General features: G+C 35.3%; 16 protein-coding genes, 2 pseudogenes and 1 riboswitch. Of the genes and pseudogenes, 15 read left to right on the top strand and 3 right to left on the bottom strand.

The features are described 5' to 3' along the window. The first annotated feature begins 70 nt into the window (after window positions 1–70). From ABFG93_RS00500 to ABFG93_RS00490, 3 genes are all read left to right on the top strand, one after another. Window positions 71–316: a hypothetical protein gene (locus ABFG93_RS00500; RefSeq protein ID WP_347550037.1), complete on the top strand. Its 246-nt coding sequence runs from the start codon at window positions 71–73 to the stop codon at window positions 314–316. Between the two features lie 123 nt (window positions 317–439). After that, on the top strand, window positions 440–676 hold the full coding sequence (locus tag ABFG93_RS00495; protein ID WP_347550036.1) for a hypothetical protein: 237 nt from the start codon (window positions 440–442) through the stop codon (window positions 674–676). Window positions 677–856: 180 nt separating this feature from the next. Further along, entirely contained in the window at window positions 857–1,045 is a 189-nt protein-coding gene (locus ABFG93_RS00490; RefSeq protein WP_347550035.1) for a hypothetical protein, read from the top strand. Window positions 1,046–1,236: 191 nt separating this feature from the next. On the opposite strand, the pseudogene ABFG93_RS00485 reads toward ABFG93_RS00490, so the two are convergent. The 3 genes and pseudogenes from ABFG93_RS00485 to ABFG93_RS00475 all read right to left on the bottom strand — a co-directional run bounded on the left by ABFG93_RS00485 (window position 1,237) and on the right by ABFG93_RS00475 (window position 4,058). Further along, window positions 1,237–2,046: pseudogene (locus ABFG93_RS00485) on the bottom strand (AAA family ATPase). Further along, on the bottom strand, window positions 2,039–3,484 hold the full coding sequence (locus ABFG93_RS00480) for a Mu transposase C-terminal domain-containing protein (protein WP_347550034.1): 1,446 nt from the start codon (window positions 3,482–3,484) through the stop codon (window positions 2,039–2,041). Before ABFG93_RS00480 ends, ABFG93_RS00485 begins: the two are co-directional and overlap by 8 nt. Window positions 3,485–3,503: 19 nt before the next feature. Further along, a complete protein-coding gene (locus ABFG93_RS00475; RefSeq protein WP_347550033.1) occupies window positions 3,504–4,058 on the bottom strand; it encodes a recombinase family protein in 555 nt (184 codons plus the stop codon). 568 nt (window positions 4,059–4,626) lie between these two features. Between ABFG93_RS00475 and ABFG93_RS00470 the strand changes: the two genes are divergently transcribed. The 12 genes and pseudogenes from ABFG93_RS00470 to ABFG93_RS00415 all read left to right on the top strand — a co-directional run bounded on the left by ABFG93_RS00470 (window position 4,627) and on the right by ABFG93_RS00415 (window position 16,525). Beyond that, entirely contained in the window at window positions 4,627–4,845 is a 219-nt protein-coding gene (locus ABFG93_RS00470) for a hypothetical protein (RefSeq protein ID WP_347550032.1), read from the top strand. Continuing rightward, window positions 4,812–5,390, top strand: coding sequence for a TetR/AcrR family transcriptional regulator (locus tag ABFG93_RS00465; RefSeq protein ID WP_347550031.1), 579 nt, complete (start codon window positions 4,812–4,814; stop codon window positions 5,388–5,390). The genes ABFG93_RS00470 and ABFG93_RS00465 overlap by 34 nt, the downstream gene beginning before the upstream one ends. Before the next feature lie 379 nt (window positions 5,391–5,769). After that, window positions 5,770–6,468, top strand: a complete 699-nt coding sequence (locus tag ABFG93_RS00460) for an SDR family oxidoreductase (protein ID WP_347550030.1) — start codon at window positions 5,770–5,772, stop codon at window positions 6,466–6,468. A 395-nt stretch (window positions 6,469–6,863) separates the two neighbouring features. Continuing rightward, window positions 6,864–7,856, top strand: coding sequence for an NADP-dependent oxidoreductase (locus tag ABFG93_RS00455; RefSeq protein WP_347550029.1), 993 nt, complete (start codon window positions 6,864–6,866; stop codon window positions 7,854–7,856). A gap of 630 nt (window positions 7,857–8,486) precedes the next feature. Continuing rightward, window positions 8,487–9,068 (top strand): GNAT family N-acetyltransferase, encoded by a 582-nt coding sequence (locus tag ABFG93_RS00450; protein ID WP_347550028.1) that lies wholly within the window; start codon window positions 8,487–8,489, stop codon window positions 9,066–9,068. Window positions 9,069–9,880: 812 nt separating this feature from the next. Then, window positions 9,881–10,123: a hypothetical protein gene (locus ABFG93_RS22985; RefSeq protein ID WP_431522029.1), complete on the top strand. Its 243-nt coding sequence runs from the start codon at window positions 9,881–9,883 to the stop codon at window positions 10,121–10,123. 70 nt (window positions 10,124–10,193) lie between these two features. After that, the gene (locus tag ABFG93_RS00440) at window positions 10,194–10,802 is read left to right on the top strand and encodes a hypothetical protein (protein WP_347550027.1); all 609 of its coding nucleotides are present in this window, start codon (window positions 10,194–10,196) and stop codon (window positions 10,800–10,802) included. Window positions 10,803–11,045: 243 nt separating this feature from the next. After that, window positions 11,046–12,275, top strand: coding sequence for a GNAT family N-acetyltransferase (locus ABFG93_RS00435; protein WP_347550026.1), 1,230 nt, complete (start codon window positions 11,046–11,048; stop codon window positions 12,273–12,275). 275 nt (window positions 12,276–12,550) lie between these two features. Then, window positions 12,551–13,009 (top strand): DUF523 domain-containing protein, encoded by a 459-nt coding sequence (locus tag ABFG93_RS00430; protein ID WP_347550025.1) that lies wholly within the window; start codon window positions 12,551–12,553, stop codon window positions 13,007–13,009. 611 nt (window positions 13,010–13,620) lie between these two features. Beyond that, window positions 13,621–14,009: pseudogene (locus ABFG93_RS00425) on the top strand (helix-turn-helix domain-containing protein); the annotation flags it as partial. A 125-nt stretch (window positions 14,010–14,134) separates the two neighbouring features. Further along, a riboswitch (TPP riboswitch) is annotated at window positions 14,135–14,235 on the top strand. Between the two features lie 147 nt (window positions 14,236–14,382). Next, a complete protein-coding gene (locus ABFG93_RS00420) occupies window positions 14,383–15,135 on the top strand; it encodes a 3-oxoacyl-ACP reductase (protein ID WP_347552709.1) in 753 nt (250 codons plus the stop codon). Between the two features lie 82 nt (window positions 15,136–15,217). Continuing rightward, a complete protein-coding gene (locus ABFG93_RS00415) occupies window positions 15,218–16,525 on the top strand; it encodes an LLM class flavin-dependent oxidoreductase (RefSeq protein WP_347550024.1) in 1,308 nt (435 codons plus the stop codon). Window positions 16,526–16,685 lie beyond the last annotated feature (160 nt).

Below are 16,685 nucleotides of genomic sequence, written 5' to 3'. Positions count from 1 at the left end.
TTGAAATAATTGTTAGTGAGCAACTTTTGTAACACTACAATGCTTTTTTCGTTATATGGAGGGATTCATTTTGGAAAAGACGTTAGTTAAAACTGGTTTATATTCATTGGCTATTTCCTTTCTAATATTGTTTGCAGGGGTAAATAGAGTGAAGTCTACAACAGATGTAAATGGAATGACTTCAGCTATGGAAATTCCATATCCGGATTTCTTTTTTATGATTTCACGATATTCTATTATCATTTCATTCATTATAGTTATTAGTGTATTTGCAATAATGCAATATAAAAAATACAAACGAAAAAAATCATCCTGAAAGTTGGAGATTTGCTTAAGAGATAAGTGTTGTTAAAGCGAGATAGGTACAGTTTAATATATAAAAGTGATCTTCCTGTATCGAGGAGCAATTCAAGAATAACCTTTGCCTGGAGGAACTACTTTGAGTTTATTTAAATCTATGACTAATAGACAAATGATAAATTGGAAAAAGGGAGCAATAGTTGGCTTTTATACCTATTTGATATTGTTATTTGTGAACTACACTCATAATCTAATTTTTACAGATGATTTCTTTTCATCGGCTATAATCTTTTGGTCGGGTTTAATAGTTGCCTTTGGTTATGAGATTGTTTTAAATCTTAATGATAAAAGAAAAATAAGAAAGAATTTAGAATGAGCGTGAATGACGTATAGATTAAAAGCGATTGATGTTGCGTCTTCCATTATAGGGGGAGATTGCTCAATAGAGTACTCGCCTTTATTACATTAGCATTAGCATAGGAACTATCGGGAATTTAGCATTTTTAACTGACGGGGCAGGAATAAATACTTAGATTTACTTAGGTGGTATAAGACAATGAAAATGAAAAGGTTAAGAAATTGGATAATTGGGTTAATGGTTTTGGTTATGTTGGCTATCGGAGTTGCTTCCAGTTATAACGGATTTGCAAAAGCTAAAAATGCTTGTGTGGGAAATAATAGAACTATCACAGAAGAGAACTTAGATTTATTAGCTATTAATTGGTCAGTATCTTGCGAAAAATAACATAGTTATGAAATTGTGAAAGAAGGTACTTAAATTAAAGGCTGCTAAAATAAAGGACTTTATAAATAAATCTCGATTTCGTGTCTTCAAGGTGTCACTTTTGATTTTATTTTGCACATATATTGAGTGTTATTTTGCACTATCTGACAAGTAAAAAATCTATCTTCATTTCAAAAGATAGATTTTTAAATTTACTTGATTCCGATTACTAAACTGTCTCGTGCAGCTTCAACAACTTCTGTTGTTATGGTTTCAAGATTATTAATTTCAAGTATTCTTTCTATCTGAGTGAAAAGTCTCTGTATGAGCCTAAAGTTTCCTCCAGTAATTTTAATGATACTGGTTATTGCTTAATCGGAAAAATCTTCTAGTTTTATAGAAAGACCTAATTCTTCCCATTTATACTCCAAAATATGATGGGTTTCATCTTTACTAAGTTTATCAAATTCATGAGCAAATCCAATTCTAGAGTAGAGTTGGGGATATCGAGCTAATCGCTTCTCAATCCCAGGCATTCCAATTAATATCATTGCTATGTCATTTCGATCATAGATATCCCTAAGTTGTTCTAGATTTTGTACTTTTAGTCGATCTATTTCATCGACAATAATCAGATCGATATCTTCATAAGCGTCGGCGGAATATTTTTCTTCTTCTCCTTTAGTGAGTACTTTATACATAGTTCTTACCATATTCATTCTGAATCCAATAGTACTAATCTGATCAGTCATTTTAGTCGCTCGTACTACTGGAGCTGTATAAAAAATTGTTCTTGCTTCAAGTATCTTTTCATCTGCATCTAAGCCTACTTCCTTTGCTGTTTTATAAGCTATTTGTTTTTCGATGGAATCCCAATTTGAATAATATCTTGAGGATAACGTTTTTCCAACACCAGGTAATCCATAACAAATTCCTATATATTTATATTTGATACAGGCATCACAAAACTCTGCAAATCTTTTATATTCTTTTGTTTCAATAAACTTTTGTGTTTTATTCATTGAAATACCTCTTTAGTTTCGACTTTTTGGAATTTGATTTATTCCCCTTTTCCTCCAATTCTTTTTGTTTTGACAAGGCAACTTCTGCAACAGTATTTCCAGAATCAAGTTGTTTCCTTAGATTGTTCCGTATTTTATTTCGTGCTGAAACAATATCCTTTAAATCTACTGTATAATCGGAAATTTCAGGGGAAATAGCCGTACATAAGTATTTATCTTGATAGAACACTCGGATCTCCGCAATACCCCTTGGATCATAACGAATAATGACTGTTTCACCAACGTATGCAGCTAGGTTTGTATCTATATATCTTAGTCCTTGGAAGTGAATCCCATCAGAATGAACCTTCCTTGGTTTTGCTACATTTAGTAATAATAAATCAAGACTTTCCAAACTCTCAGGCATATTGGGAAGAAATCCAGAATTATTCCATGCATGTATCGGTTCTTTTTTTGTTGTACCATGAACCCTATGGTGATAGTTAAATATGATGAAATTCAATAATTTTTCATCTAACTCCTTAAGGGTAAGATGTGAAGCGTCAGACTGATTCCCCAAATAACCGGGTAAATCTTCGAGAAACAATTGATTAATGGTTAAAAAGAATCTTTCTATTTTCCCTCGCCCTCTTGGAACACCGATTGCAGAAAAGACTAGGTTAAATTTTAAATCAATTGCTACTTGCTCCATATGGTTGGACGTAAAATCACTTCCATGGTCCGTATAAAACATTTCAGGGATACCACATATTTGCCAATCGGGATTACTTTTTCTCCATATTGCTTGGTGTAAGACCAAAGATGTATGTATGGCAGAGGGGTTTTCAAAAGTTAAAAAGTATCCAGCGATTGCTCGGCTATAATCATCTAAAATGATTGTTAGCCAAGGTCTTTCTGGTTTTCCTTTTTCATTTAAAACTATAATATCTAACGGGGTATGGTCTGCTTGCCAAATTTCATTGGGATAGCTTGCTTCTCTTCGATGAATTAAATCATATTGATTGTCGTATGCTTTTTTGCCATCATGCGCTAACTTTTTCAAGCTTGGCGAAAGGGACTGCGATACCTTATACACTTTATAATAACTCGGTTCTTGCCAGCCTTTTTTCCGACATTGCTCACAGGTCATTCGATGAATAGACGTTAATGAATTCCTTTTGTACTTCAATATCAATTGTTCAATCGAAGCGACAATTTCCGGCTCTAAATGTATTTTTCCAGCATCATTTCTCGTTTTTCGAATTAAACCTTTTAATCCAAATTGTTTATAGTCCCGAATCCAGTATTGTAGCGTTCTTTTTGCAATGCCGGTTTCTTCTGTAATGACAGTTAATGTTTTTTCGTCGGTAAGATAAGGCGCAATGATTTTATACTTTACCATCGCTGCTTGTCGTTGTTCTTCTGAGTACGCTGTTAATGGAGGATGTTCATTTTGCATAGACATCAACCCTTCCGATTTACTGTTTTTCTAAATAGCGATAAATCGTAGTGCGAGACACACCCCACTTTTCCGCAACATCTTTAATCGGTGTGCCACTTTCAATTAAAGCTTTCATCATTTCAATATCTTTTAATCCATACTTCTCCGGGCGTCCACCTAGACGCCCACGTGCTTTTGCGGCTGCTCGTCCAGCAGCAGAGCGCTCCTCAATCAAATTACGTTCAAATTCCGCAAACGCTGCGAACAAGTGAAACATTAATTGCCCTGTCGCATTGCTTTTGTCCATTGTTATGTTTTCTTGTAGACTATGAAAGCCAATACCTCGTTCATTTAAGCTGTTCACAATTTGAATCAAATCGTGCATGTTACGTCCTAGTCGGTCCAATCGCCAAACAACAATTGTATCGCCTTTACGTGCATACTGAAGTACTTCTTCTAAACCGGGACGTTGTTTTTTTGTACCACTCATTTTATCATGAAAAATTTTCGCACAACCGTGTTGCGTTAAAGCATCTGATTGTAAATCCAAATTTTGTAATCCTTTTGACACACGTGCATATCCAATTAACACCAAAATCACTCTTTTCTCATTTTTCCTTATATTCCATTGTAACATAAGATAAATAATAATAGGTTAATACACATAGAATAATGAACGGAGTTTTGTTACATTTTAAGTGATAAAAAGCGCTCGTTTCGAAGTGCAAGGAGCGTGTTCAGAAAAGGACGAGTTTTGTTACAATGACTTCAATTATTCACTATATATGTTTATTGTTTGAGGGGCATTTTCTCCTCTTTTTTTTGTAGGAATAAATGAATTTAATTACTTATACGAATTAAACCTAAAGGGTTGATGTTAACACTTAACATTACTGGTTTTTATTTTTGAAACCGTTGATTACAGCCATCGAATTGAGCCAGTTCGGACATCAAGAGAGCCACTACCAAAAGGTAGTGGCATGAAACAGACTATTCTTTAATGCCATGGTTGTAGTTGGATATGTAAGGTTGATGCCCGGGTGGAGGGTCCCGAATTGTAGAGGAACAAGAAGTCAGGGACTATATCTATCAATACTTGAAATCAGCCACTATAACCATCATTAAATAACGGGTGCGATAGTAAAATTAAGGGAGGACCTATGAAAATAGAAGAAAAAAATGACTTAGTTATTATTGATGACTTTGACTTTGAAGGTTTTATCGATAAAGAACAAGGTTGTTCTATTTGTAAATTCAACTTAGTTTACTATGAAGATTTTGATGCTTATTTTCTTTACCGATCGTTCTCAATATGTTATATTTTCGATGGGAGGAGGAAAATAGAATGGCAAGAAGCAAAGAATTCGAAGAGAACGTAGTATTAGACAAGGCGATGAAGCTCTTTTGGGCACAAGGTTATGAGAAGACATCCTTGACCGATCTGGTCGAGCATATGGGAATCCATCGCAGAAGTTTATATGACACATTTGGCGACAAACATACGCTGTTTTTGAAAGCTATGGATCGATTTCGCGATAAAGTCAGAGCTGAGCTTACGGGAGAAGTTAAACGCTCCAAAACTGCAGCGGAGGCTCTTCACTTTATTTTTAGTTTCATGATATATGGTGAAGAGAACTCGCCTTCAGGCTGTTTAATGGTAAATTCGGCGGTGGAATTGGCAATGCGCGATGCCGACGTGGATTCAAAGTCCACTGAATCGTTCACACTATCAGAGCAGCTACTCAAGGATATTATTCTGTGGGGGCAGGAGGAGGGAGAATTTACCTCAGATTACGATGGCGGCGAACTGGCGGAACATCTGCATACTGTATGTGTTGGGTTAAGGGTAATGACAAGAACCTCCATTCCAAAAGAAAAACTACACGGTATAGCCAATTTATCCATAAAACTTTTAGATAAATAATTATTTTATTCTTAGAATAATAGTTCCTATATGAGTAAGTCTGAGCTGTAGTAAAGCTTACTCCTAAGAAGATATCATTGCTTATGGATTTTTTAGAATGATCAGATCGTTCTCGTATATGAATCTTTCCTTGCTTAAGCTTTCTCCATGAAGGGATCATTCTTTTGTGCTTTTTAGAATGGTCGTTCTCGTATATAAGTCTTGCCTTACTTAAAGCTCTCTCCATAAAGGGATTTTGTGCTTTTTAGAATGACCATTCCCATATAGTGAGACTCGCCTATGTCCAAAACTTTTCCTTAAGGAAATCATTACTTGCGTAGTTTTGAGGAGGAAGACATTTTGTTGTACCAAAATTAAATAATAAAAGGAGCACATAAAAATGAAAATTTCTGAACAAGTCGCATTTGTCACCGGCGCGAACCGAGGTTTTGGACGCCATTTAGCACTTGAACTTCTATCCAGAGGGGCTAAGGTTTATGCTGGTGCAAGAAATCCGGAGTCCATTGACATTCCCGGTGTAATTCCTGTAAAGCTTGATATTACCAACCCTCAAGAGGTAGCTGCAGCCGCTATGGTAGCTAAGGATGTTACGCTTTTGATCAACAATGCAGGATCGTCTACAGGTGCTTCTTTGATTGACGGTGATCTCGATAAAATACATTTGGAGTTTAATACGCATTTCTTTGGCACACTTTCCACGGTTCGTACTTTTGCACCGATTCTATCAAATAATGGGGGAGGATCGATTCTGAATATTCTTTCCGCATTATCTTGGGTTAGTTCGGGATCTGTTGGCGCTTATACGGCTGCAAAGGCGGCAGAGTGGGCATTGACGAACGACCTACGTTTAAATCTCTATCCTCAAAATGTGAGAGTAGCTGGATTACATGTAGGCTTCATGGAGACAGACATGACGTCGAGCTTAGAAGTTCCCAAATCCAACCCTGAGGATATCGCAAAAATTGCTATTGATGGATTAGAATCCGACAGCTTTGAAATTGTTGCTGATGACGTGAGCCGAAAGATCCAAAGAGATTTTGCCGGTGGTGTATCTGCGATATACCCACATCTCTCCTAATACAAATTACTAATTCAGTGATTTGTCCAAGATTTCAAACAAAAGGTAAAAGGACACGTTCCACAATGAGCTGACGTTGTTACCGTAGGAACTTGGTTAATCTCAAACCCTGATTTGGTGGAACGTTTAAAAGTTGGCGCACTATTGAACGAACCTGACCGAAATACAATGTATGCTGGCGGGGCGGAAGGATATATCGATTATCCTTCTATGAAACAATAACTGGCATATAAACAGCAGGAATGATTAATGAAACTTTCCCATATCTATTCAAGTTTTGGGGGAGTTTCATAATGTTTGCGTTTAAAGAGAATGATGAAGTTTCAGGATATCTTGTTTTTACAATAAAATCAGGAATTTACTAGTAATTAATGTAGAGAGGCAGGTGTTTTGGCGTGAGAGCATTTGTAATAGAAGGATATAAAAAAGATCCTACTTTTATTGAACGACCAATGCCCAGAATAAGAGATAATGAGGTGTTAGTGGAAATACATGCAGCGAGTATAAACCCCCTTGATGCAAAAATACGTAAAGGCGAATTAAAACTTTTGTTGCAATACGACATGCCTTTAACATTAGGGAACGATTTTAGTGGAACCATTATCGAAGTTGGTAAAGGGGTAACCAAATTTAATGTGGGTGATGAAGTTTACGGTCGTCCTCGTTCAGAAAAGATGGGTACATTTACAGAATATCTATCTGTTCATGAAGCAGATATTGCTTTAAAACCTAAAAACCTTAGTTTTGAAGAAGCAGCTTCTATCCCTTTAGTTGGATTAACTTCATACCAAGCACTTCACGATATATTGAGTGTGAAAAACGGTCAAAAAGTTCTCATTCATGCTGGCTCAGGCGGCGTAGGAACTTTTGCTATACAACTAGCAAAAGAAATGGGAGCGTATGTTGCAACAACTTCTAGCGAAGGAATTGAATTAACCAAATCACTTGGAGCAGATAAAATTATTAATTATAAATCTGTGAATTTCGAAGACGTCATAAAAGATTATGACGCAGTAATTGATAGTGTTGGAGGTGAAACATTAGAGAAGTCATTTTTGACAGTAAAAAAAGGGGGTAAAATTGTTTCTATCGCTGGAACTCCGAATGGTCGTTTCGCAAAAGAAATGGGACTTGGTCTAATTAAGAAAATAATTCTCTCATTAGCCAGTTCAAAAATAACTGGATTGGAAAAAAAGTATGATATAAAATACACCTTTCTTTTTATGAAACATAGTGGGCAACAGTTAGATATTTTATCAGAACTTTTAGAAGCAGGAACAGTGAAACCAACAATTGACCGAGTGTTTCCTTTTGAAGAAGCTAAACATGCTTTAGCGTATACAGAGACAGGTAAAGCTAAAGGGAAAGTAATTCTTAAGTTAAGGTGATACTGAGTGTCTGAATGAGCACTAACACTATAAAAAAGTTACCTTACTAATACAAATGTTCTTAAACTAACGGGTTAGCGTTAGTGCAAGAAGCTAGTTTCCTTTTAGTACCTAATACCTATCGATTCTTTCTTCAACAATCAGGCGCGATTGCTGAACAATGAGCAGTAGCTTTTTTACTCGAATAGTTCCATAAATGATTGAATGTAAATAATTAAGAAACCCAGCTAATCTTCTAATGTGAAGGTAGCTGGGTTTTTAAAGTTGGATGTGCAAAATAAAACTCAAAATATACGCAAATTATCGGTCAAAGTGACAGCAAGTGAAGCAGTAATCAATCGTTACAAAAATACTGGTTTTTGGTAAAGCTATGTATTAACATGACAGTCATGTTAATCAGCAAACGGGCCAGATTGTTGCAAAAAAAATGAAGAATAAAATGGATATTTATGTTAAAGTACAAATGAGTTTGTGAAAGATTGTACTTAAAGTAACGAGGCAGATTAGTGGAAGAAGAGTTGCTTAACCTCCATATTTTATCTGACCCTTATAAAAAATAAACAACTGACACTTGGATACAGGACAGTTCGTTTATATAATTCTACCAAAGAAGAAAAGGAGAGAAGAATTATGGAGATAACACCAGTAGTATTAATAGGAGATAGAGTAAAGATACAACCTATGGAGGATTATCACGTACAGGAATTATTTGATGCGGGAAACAATCCAGATATATGGGCATACATGCCAATGAAGGTTCAATCGATTGAAGATATGAAGTACCTTGTGAATGGAGCACTTCTAGCGAGAGAGCAAGGAAGCGAATTTCCTTTTGTTATCTTCGATAAGGATTCGGGGAAAATTGTGGGAAGCACTCGTTTTCTTAATATATCCATACCAAACCGTAACTTGGAAATTGGTTGGACATGGCTGTCTCCAACTGTTTGGCGAACTAGAATAAATACGGAATGTAAGTATCTTCTTTTGAAACACTGCTTTGAGACACTTGGGACGATTCGTGTTCAATTGAAAACAGATAGTCGAAATGTGCGGTCTCAGCAGGCAATGGAACGGCTGGGTGCGGTAAAAGAAGGAGTGCTTCGAAATCATGTGGTTATGCCTGACGGTTATCTAAGAGACTCTGTTTTTTACAGTATAATCGACCAAGAATGGGTGCTAGTGAAGGACAATTTGGAGAGTATGCTACGATAATCCAGTATTTTCGAAGTGTTGCTTATTAAACTAACTGGGTGCGTTAGCGCAAGAGCTAGTTGCCTTTTAGTACCTAATTCCTATCGATTATATCTGCAACAAACAGGCGCGTTTGTGAAGTAACAAAAAAGGTCTAATTTCCCAATTTTAATGCTGGGAAATCGGACCTTTTTATATTTACATATAGTGCTAAATAGCACTTGAAAGGGTGCAAAATAACTCCAAAAGTGACAAAGAAAAGAGCTTAATTATAAAAAATTCTTATTCATTTATCTGGAGCTTTTCAGGAAAATCAAATAAAATAAAACACCTAGCCAGTTCTTTAGCACTGGCTAGGTGTTTTATTAATTATTGATTATCTTGAGAAAAACTTACATTTAATCGATTTGTTAATTTATTCAACGTTGGATGCAGTACAAAATAAATCGAAAAAACAATATAACCAGCACCAGATAGTACGAGGATGAATAAAGCGGAACTTATTTCCCCCAATAGACCCCCAAGAAAATAGCCAAGAGGACTTAAGGAACCTAGAAGAGAAGATAAGAAGGCAAACCCAATTCCTAAATATTCTTTAGGTAAATTAACCTGAATGAGTGTTTGTATATAGGTGCTTAAGATACCCACTCCTATCCAGGCAGCACCAAAGAATAAAAAAGGGACCAGAAATAGACCATGGAATTGCTTTTATCTGGATTGAGAGGCATAAAAGTTGGCTAGGGCTCTGGGAAGGAGAAGAATATTTAACCGAATACCATCCATCACTAAGACATGTGGCTTTTAGGATTCCATTTGAAGAGATGGAGAACTCTGTGAATTGGTTGCACAGTAAAGGGATAGAAGCTGTACCTTTCGGAAACAGGATATCAGTGCAGCCATTTGTATGGCCTAATCAGGGGAATGCTTCTGTCTATTTTAAAGATCCAGATGGAAACAGTTTGGAGTTCATGAGTTTTGTTTCTGTTCCGGACGAACTTAAACAAGAAAGTGGGAAATTTGAAATGACAAAGTGGATGGAAATAGTACGCCTAAGAGGAGAAGAGGATACCTTGTGAAGATAAGAAGGGTTACTTTAAAAACAAAAGATCTTGATAAAATGAAAATTTTTATACAGAAATTCTAGGTATGCCATTATCAAAAGAATGCCAAGAAAGTTTTCAGGTATCAATTGGTTCAAGTCAATTGAAATTTACATCAAGAAATGTAAAAGGCGATCCTTATTACCATTTTGCTTTCAATATCCCTTCAAATAAATTCAAAGAGGCTAAAGCATGGCTAGAAGGTAAAGTTGAACTGAATTATGAAGAAGGAAAAGATGAGGCGGATTTTCCGAACCTTCCTGGCCATTCACTATACTTTTATGACCCTTCTGAAAATGTAGTTGAGTTTATCTCCAGACATTCTATAGCCAAAGCTAGTGATGAACCATTTTCACAAAATAGCATTCTAAATATTAGTGAAATTAGCCTTACTGTGGATGATGCAATAAAAACTGGAAGACAATTAATGGACATTGGGATTAACGAGCGTGATAACCACCAAATAAGCGACGAATCACTTAATTTTATGGGGAATCGTGCAATTGGAGTCTTTATTTTGTTAGTTCAACTAGGTAGAAGATGGATATTTTCTGATAAGGTTTCTGCTATTTATCCAATTGATCTAGAGGTAAATACGAATGATCAAATAGTAGTAAATGAGAACCATGCAGTAACAATTAATCCGACTAGCTAATAGATTTTAGGTGCTTATTCAAGTATCTCGGAGCTTATCTTTAATAAGATAGGCTCTTTTAATTTGAAATAAAAGATTGAGTTATGTGGATTGATTTGAAATAATTGGTATTAGAGATACATCCTAAATGTTCTGGTAGGTTAAAGGTGTTGTTAGATTAAATTAATCGTAAAGCGAGTGATTCCAATGTGATTTCTGAGTTGTACAGCATCGATATTATAAAACTCAGGAGGTACTGCGGTTATGACAGAGATAGTTACATTCGCTCCTGAAAAGGAGTTTAGAATAAATGCAGAAACAGTCTTTCAAAAACATTCAGAGTTGATTAAACAAGTATTGCCTGAATCACAGGTTTACCACGTTGGTAGTACGGCAGTTAGAGGTTCTTTGACAAAAGGAGATGTCGATCTTCAAGTTCGAGTGACTCAAGAAGATTTTGCTAAAGCAAAAGAATCATTGATGGCAATGTATAGTCTAAACAATGGTAGTGACCAAACTTCCTTTTTTTGTGCATTTGAAAAGGAAGATGAAATACTCCCTGTTGGTATCCAGCTCACAGTTAATGGTTCTTCGGTAGATAAATTTCGCAAAGTAACTCAATTTTTCTGCGAACATCCATCATATACAGAAGCCTACAATCATTTGAAGATGAAGTTTGAAGGCGAAGATATGGAGGAGTATAGAAACGAGAAATCTTCTTTTATTGCAAAGATCCTTTCCACAACAGAATATGAGCAACTATCCAAAAGGATGGATCTTTATGAAAAAGTAAAATTTGTTGAAGGTGAAACATTTTTAACAATTGAAGAAACGAAGAATCTTACTCATTCGGAAATGGTTGAACTTATTAATCATTTGAAAATAGATCCTTCCATTAGTATCGTTAAAAATGTCATCGTCCTTGTTAACTCTAAGTTTAATAGTGAAATTGACGCACTTTTAGTAAACAATGGTTTTGAGTTGCGTGAGGAAAATATTACTGTACGAAGAGATTTAGATAACATTTCACTAAAAGAAGATGTTCACTTTTCAATTAAATCATTAAATGAAATTTCCACGAGTGATTTTAAGAGAGTTTGGAAAGAATCTATGGCTAACTCGTTAAATGCACCTTCTTCATTAAATGTAGATGAACAAATGCGAAGTGTAGAGGTTGAGCTAGGTCCAACCTATAAAGCATCTTGTCTTGTAGCATATGAAAGTGATCGTCCTTTAGGTGTAGTAATGCCACATATAGAACCAGGTACTACTAACGAAGGTCGACTTTTTTACTTTGGATTAGTTCGAAGTGAGAGAGGTAAGGGGAAGAGTAAGCAGCTTCATAAGCAAGCGTTGGAAATATTGAAAAATGATTTTGATGCTGCCTATTATATCGGGAGTACGGGAAAAGATAACACTCCTATGTTAAAGACTTTTAGAAATAGTGGGTGCACTATCGTTGAAAGCAATAAGGTATATAAGAGAAAAGTATAAATCATATACAAGAAACCATGAAGTTGAACCATCTGTTGTTTGAATTCCTCAGTAAACGTACGCCGTGATCGTTTGGTCATAATAGACGCTCCTCATATAAAGGTTTTAGTAAAGTCTATATGACCTTAATTTATTTGTCTAACTGAGTGTAGCCGATTCAATAAGACTAATATTCAACAAACGGGAGGTTCCTTGAATAATACTTTTGCGTATGTTCACGTAAATACATTATCCTTTTCATTACGATTATAGAGTATTTAAAAGAGGTGTGACTTATGATATTAGTGAGTTCCTGTTTAGCTGGGTTAGAGGTAAGGTATGACGGTCACCATAGTTTAAATACAAATGTTAGAACATTAGTAGAGGAGAATAATGCCGTAACTATCTGTCCTGAATTGCTTGGGGGATTTTCAACTCCAAGAGAACCTGCTGAAATAGTAGGCGGGGACGGTGAAGACGTCTTAAATGGTAAGGCGAGAGTCATTGAAAGATCTGGTAAAGATGTAACCCAACTATACATAAAAGGAGCTTACACCACCTTGGATAAAGCAATAGAAATAGGTGCAACTATTGTTGTTCTTAAAGAGAATAGTCCATCCTGTGGTAGTTCTATGATCTATAATGGGGAATTCATCGGTAAAAGGGTTTTGGGTAATGGTGTTACTTCAGCTTTATTAAAAAGAAATGGATTAAGAGTCATTTCAGAAAAGCAGTTTGCTGAAGGCTCATACTAACTTTTAATTAAACGATTAATATATTAGTACCTATCTTCATGATCTTCATGAAAAGGGAGCAATTCAAGAATAACCTTTGCCTGGAGGAACTACTTTGAGTTTATTTAAATCTATGACTAATAGACAAATGATAAATTGGAAAAAGGGAGCAATAGTTGGCTTTTATACCTATTTGATATTGTTATTTGTGAACTACACTCATAATCTAATTTTTACAGATGATTTCTTTTCATCGGCTATAATCTTTTGGTCGGGTTTAATAGTTGCCTTGGGTTATGAGATTGTCTTAAATCTTAATGATAAAAGAAAAATAAGAAAGATTTTAGAATGAGCGTGAATGACGTATAGAATAAAAGCGATTGATGTTGCGTCTTCCATTATAGGGCCATTTTCTGGAATAAAGAGAAGGGGTTATTAGGAAGTGAAAGAAACTCTAAGTTATTCGATTAATGGGTCTAGTAATGAAAAAAGAAGTAGATGTAAACGCTAGAATGAAGTTAACAGTTTTCCCTAGGCTGAATTTTACACTTTTGCTTCATCAATCTAAAACTCTAGTAAACTAATAATAATTGTTATTTTATTGGGGGGGTAGGATTTTGGAGGAGAAATTTATGTTGTATGTACAGATTCATCAATTGTATGAGCGAAAGTTTAGAAAGTCACAAATCGCAAAAGAACTTAAAGTGTCACGACCTACGATCTATAAATACTTACAAATGACATTTGAGGAGGCTAAAAAACTTTTAGAAGGCCCTCATCGAAACCCTAGAAAGTTAGCCCCTTATCGAGACTGGATTATTGCCTGGCTGGAAGAGTATCCGCACCTTAGTGCAGCACAAATCAGAGATTGGCTCCTGGAGCGTTATCCTAACTTGGTGATTGGGGAAAGTACTGTCAGACATATGTGAAAGAAATGCTTGAGATCTATCAGATTAAGAAAAAAGTAATGGTTAGGCAATATGAAACCATTCCTGAACAGCCAATGGGGAAGCAGATTCAATAGATTAGTTATGAAAGAAGATATAACATGTTAATTTTAGAATAACAAAGTTATAGAAATACTTTAACTAGCCATATTTCCTTGACATAAATTTCTTAACACTATAACATTAAATATAACTTAAATATATGCACTAGGGGTGTTATTTAACTGAGATGAGTATTAGCTCAAACCCTTTGAACCTGAACTAGCTGAAACTAGCGTAGGAAAGTGTAAACTCTAATACATACTTAAAGAGCGATTGTACCTTATTCTTAATATGTAGTTATTTGTTTTTACGCAACTTTCCTATGGGAAGGTTGCGTATTTTTTATTTTATCTATCATTTTATTATTTAAGTTTCATCAAAATTAAAAATATAGGAGTTGTTATGATGACTAGAACAGTATTAGTAACAGGTAGTAGTAGAGGTTTAGGAGCAACTATTGTAAAGACATTGGCACAACAAGGATTTCAAGTGGTTATCAATTACTATAAAAGCAAAGATGCTGCTGAGAAGCTCGTTTCTGAGATTGGTGAAGAGAATGCTATTGCAATTCAGGCTAATGTAACAAATCGTAAAGAAGTAGATAAATTGATAAAAAAAGCAACGGAATATTTTGGTCAAATAGATGTTGTAGTCAACAATGCATTAGTAGACTTCAAATTTGATCCAAACAAACAGAAAACCTTCACAGAACTCACTTGGGATGATTATCAAAAACAACTAGATGGTACTTTAAAAGCAGCATTTAATGTAGTTCAAAGCGTCATACCTCAATTTATTGAACGACAAAATGGAAGTATTATAAGTATAGGTACTAATTTATATCAAAATCCTGTTGTACCCTACCACGAATATACAACAGCTAAAGCTGGATTAATAGGTTTTACACGTAATATCGCTTCTGAATTAGGACTATATGGTATAAAAGCGAATGTAGTTTCAGGTGGATTATTAAAAACGACTGACGCCAGTGCTGTTACAACACCAGAAGTATTCGATTTAATTGCTCAATCAACGCCATTGAAGAAGGTGACCACACCTCAAGATGTAGCCAATATGGTCGCTTATTTATCTTCGGAAAATGCGAACGGTATTACAGGTCAAAATTTCACAGTAGATGGCGGTTTGACAATGAACTAATAGCTTAAATTACCATAGATAATCCTTCAAAAAAAGGAGTATACAAGACAATTAATAATGATGTATTTTGAGGTGTAAACAAATGACAAAAACTAAAGAAAAACAACTACACTTAGGTGTTTTGCTGTATGGTTGTGGACACCATCAAGCTGCTTGGTTAATGCCTGACTCAAGCGTTGAACGTATTGGAGACATTTCTTATTACCAATCTTTAGCACAGTTAGCAGAAAAAGGTTACTTTGACGCAGTATTCTTTGCTGATAATCAATCATTTCAAGGTAAAGATTCTAGTGATATGCCAGCATTTTGGTTTGATCCATTAGTCAATTTAACTGCTATTTCTCAAGTGACGAATCATGTGGGATTAGTTTCAACAATTTCAAGTACTTTTTCTAATCCTTTCACAGCTTCACGACAACTATTAAGTTTAGACCATATTACAAAAGGACGTGTTGGTTGGAATCTCGTTACGTCAATGACTGATTTAGAGGCGTTAAATCATAGTATGGAAGAACTACCTTCTCTTGACAAACGCTATGAGAAGGCAGATGAATTCGCTGCTTTAATGAATAAGTTATTTCTTTCATGGGACAGTAATGAGTTTCTACATCATCGAGAAGAAAGAACATTGATAAATCCTTCAAACATTCAGCCTTTTAATCACGATGGTACCTATTTTAAAGTGTATGGCCCATCCACTACGCCAAAAAGTCCGCAAGGAAAACCAGTATCAATGCAAGCAGGGGCATCTAAACAAGGCATTGCATTAGCCGCAAAATATGCCGATGCAGTCTATTCAGTGTCGTGGAACTTAAAGCAAGCAAAAAAATTTCGTAAAAAATTAGATGAACAAGTTAAACAAAGCGAAGACAGCAATAGACATATTAAAGTATTTCCAGGCTTAGTAACCTATGTAGGTCATACTCATGAAGAAGCTTTAGCCAAAAAAGCAGCATTAGATGAGCAATTACCTCTTGAAACAGCTTTAAAACAGTTGAGTTTCTTTATTCAACAAGACTGTTCTAATTGGAAAATTGATAAAGAAGTACCTCAATTACCCCCAGTAGAAGAATTTACTGGTCCAGTTGGACGTTACGAAACGATACTAGAAATTATTAATGATACACAACCTACAGTAAGAGAATTATTAGGATATCTTAATGCAGGCGGTGGACATCACACGCTGATAGGTACACCCGACGAAATTGTGGATCAGATGGAAGTCTGGTTTGAAGCTGGTGTGGCTGACGGATTTAATCTTATGCCTCCTACATTACCCGATAGTTTAGAAGACTTTGTTGAACTAATTGTTCCTGAAATGCAAAAAAGAGGTATTTTCAGAAAGAAATATGAAGGTCATACCTTCCGTGAACATTTAGGATTAACATAATAAATTATTATAAAATGACTGTACTAGTTGAAGAGGCAAGATGTTGGTATTAGTATAAAAACTTGAGAATCTTCTCGTAAGAGTAATTATAATTGGACTTACTGATTCAGACAATATTTATGTAATAGGGTATAATAATAAAAAAGGTGAAGAAATAACA

The sequence above is a fragment of the Pseudalkalibacillus hwajinpoensis genome (genome assembly GCF_039851965.1).
In the GTDB taxonomy this organism is placed as follows: domain Bacteria; phylum Bacillota; class Bacilli; order Bacillales; family Guptibacillaceae; genus Guptibacillus; species Guptibacillus hwajinpoensis_E.
Note: the sequence above shows the minus strand (reverse complement) of the source record. Positions and strands in the feature narration are given on the sequence as shown.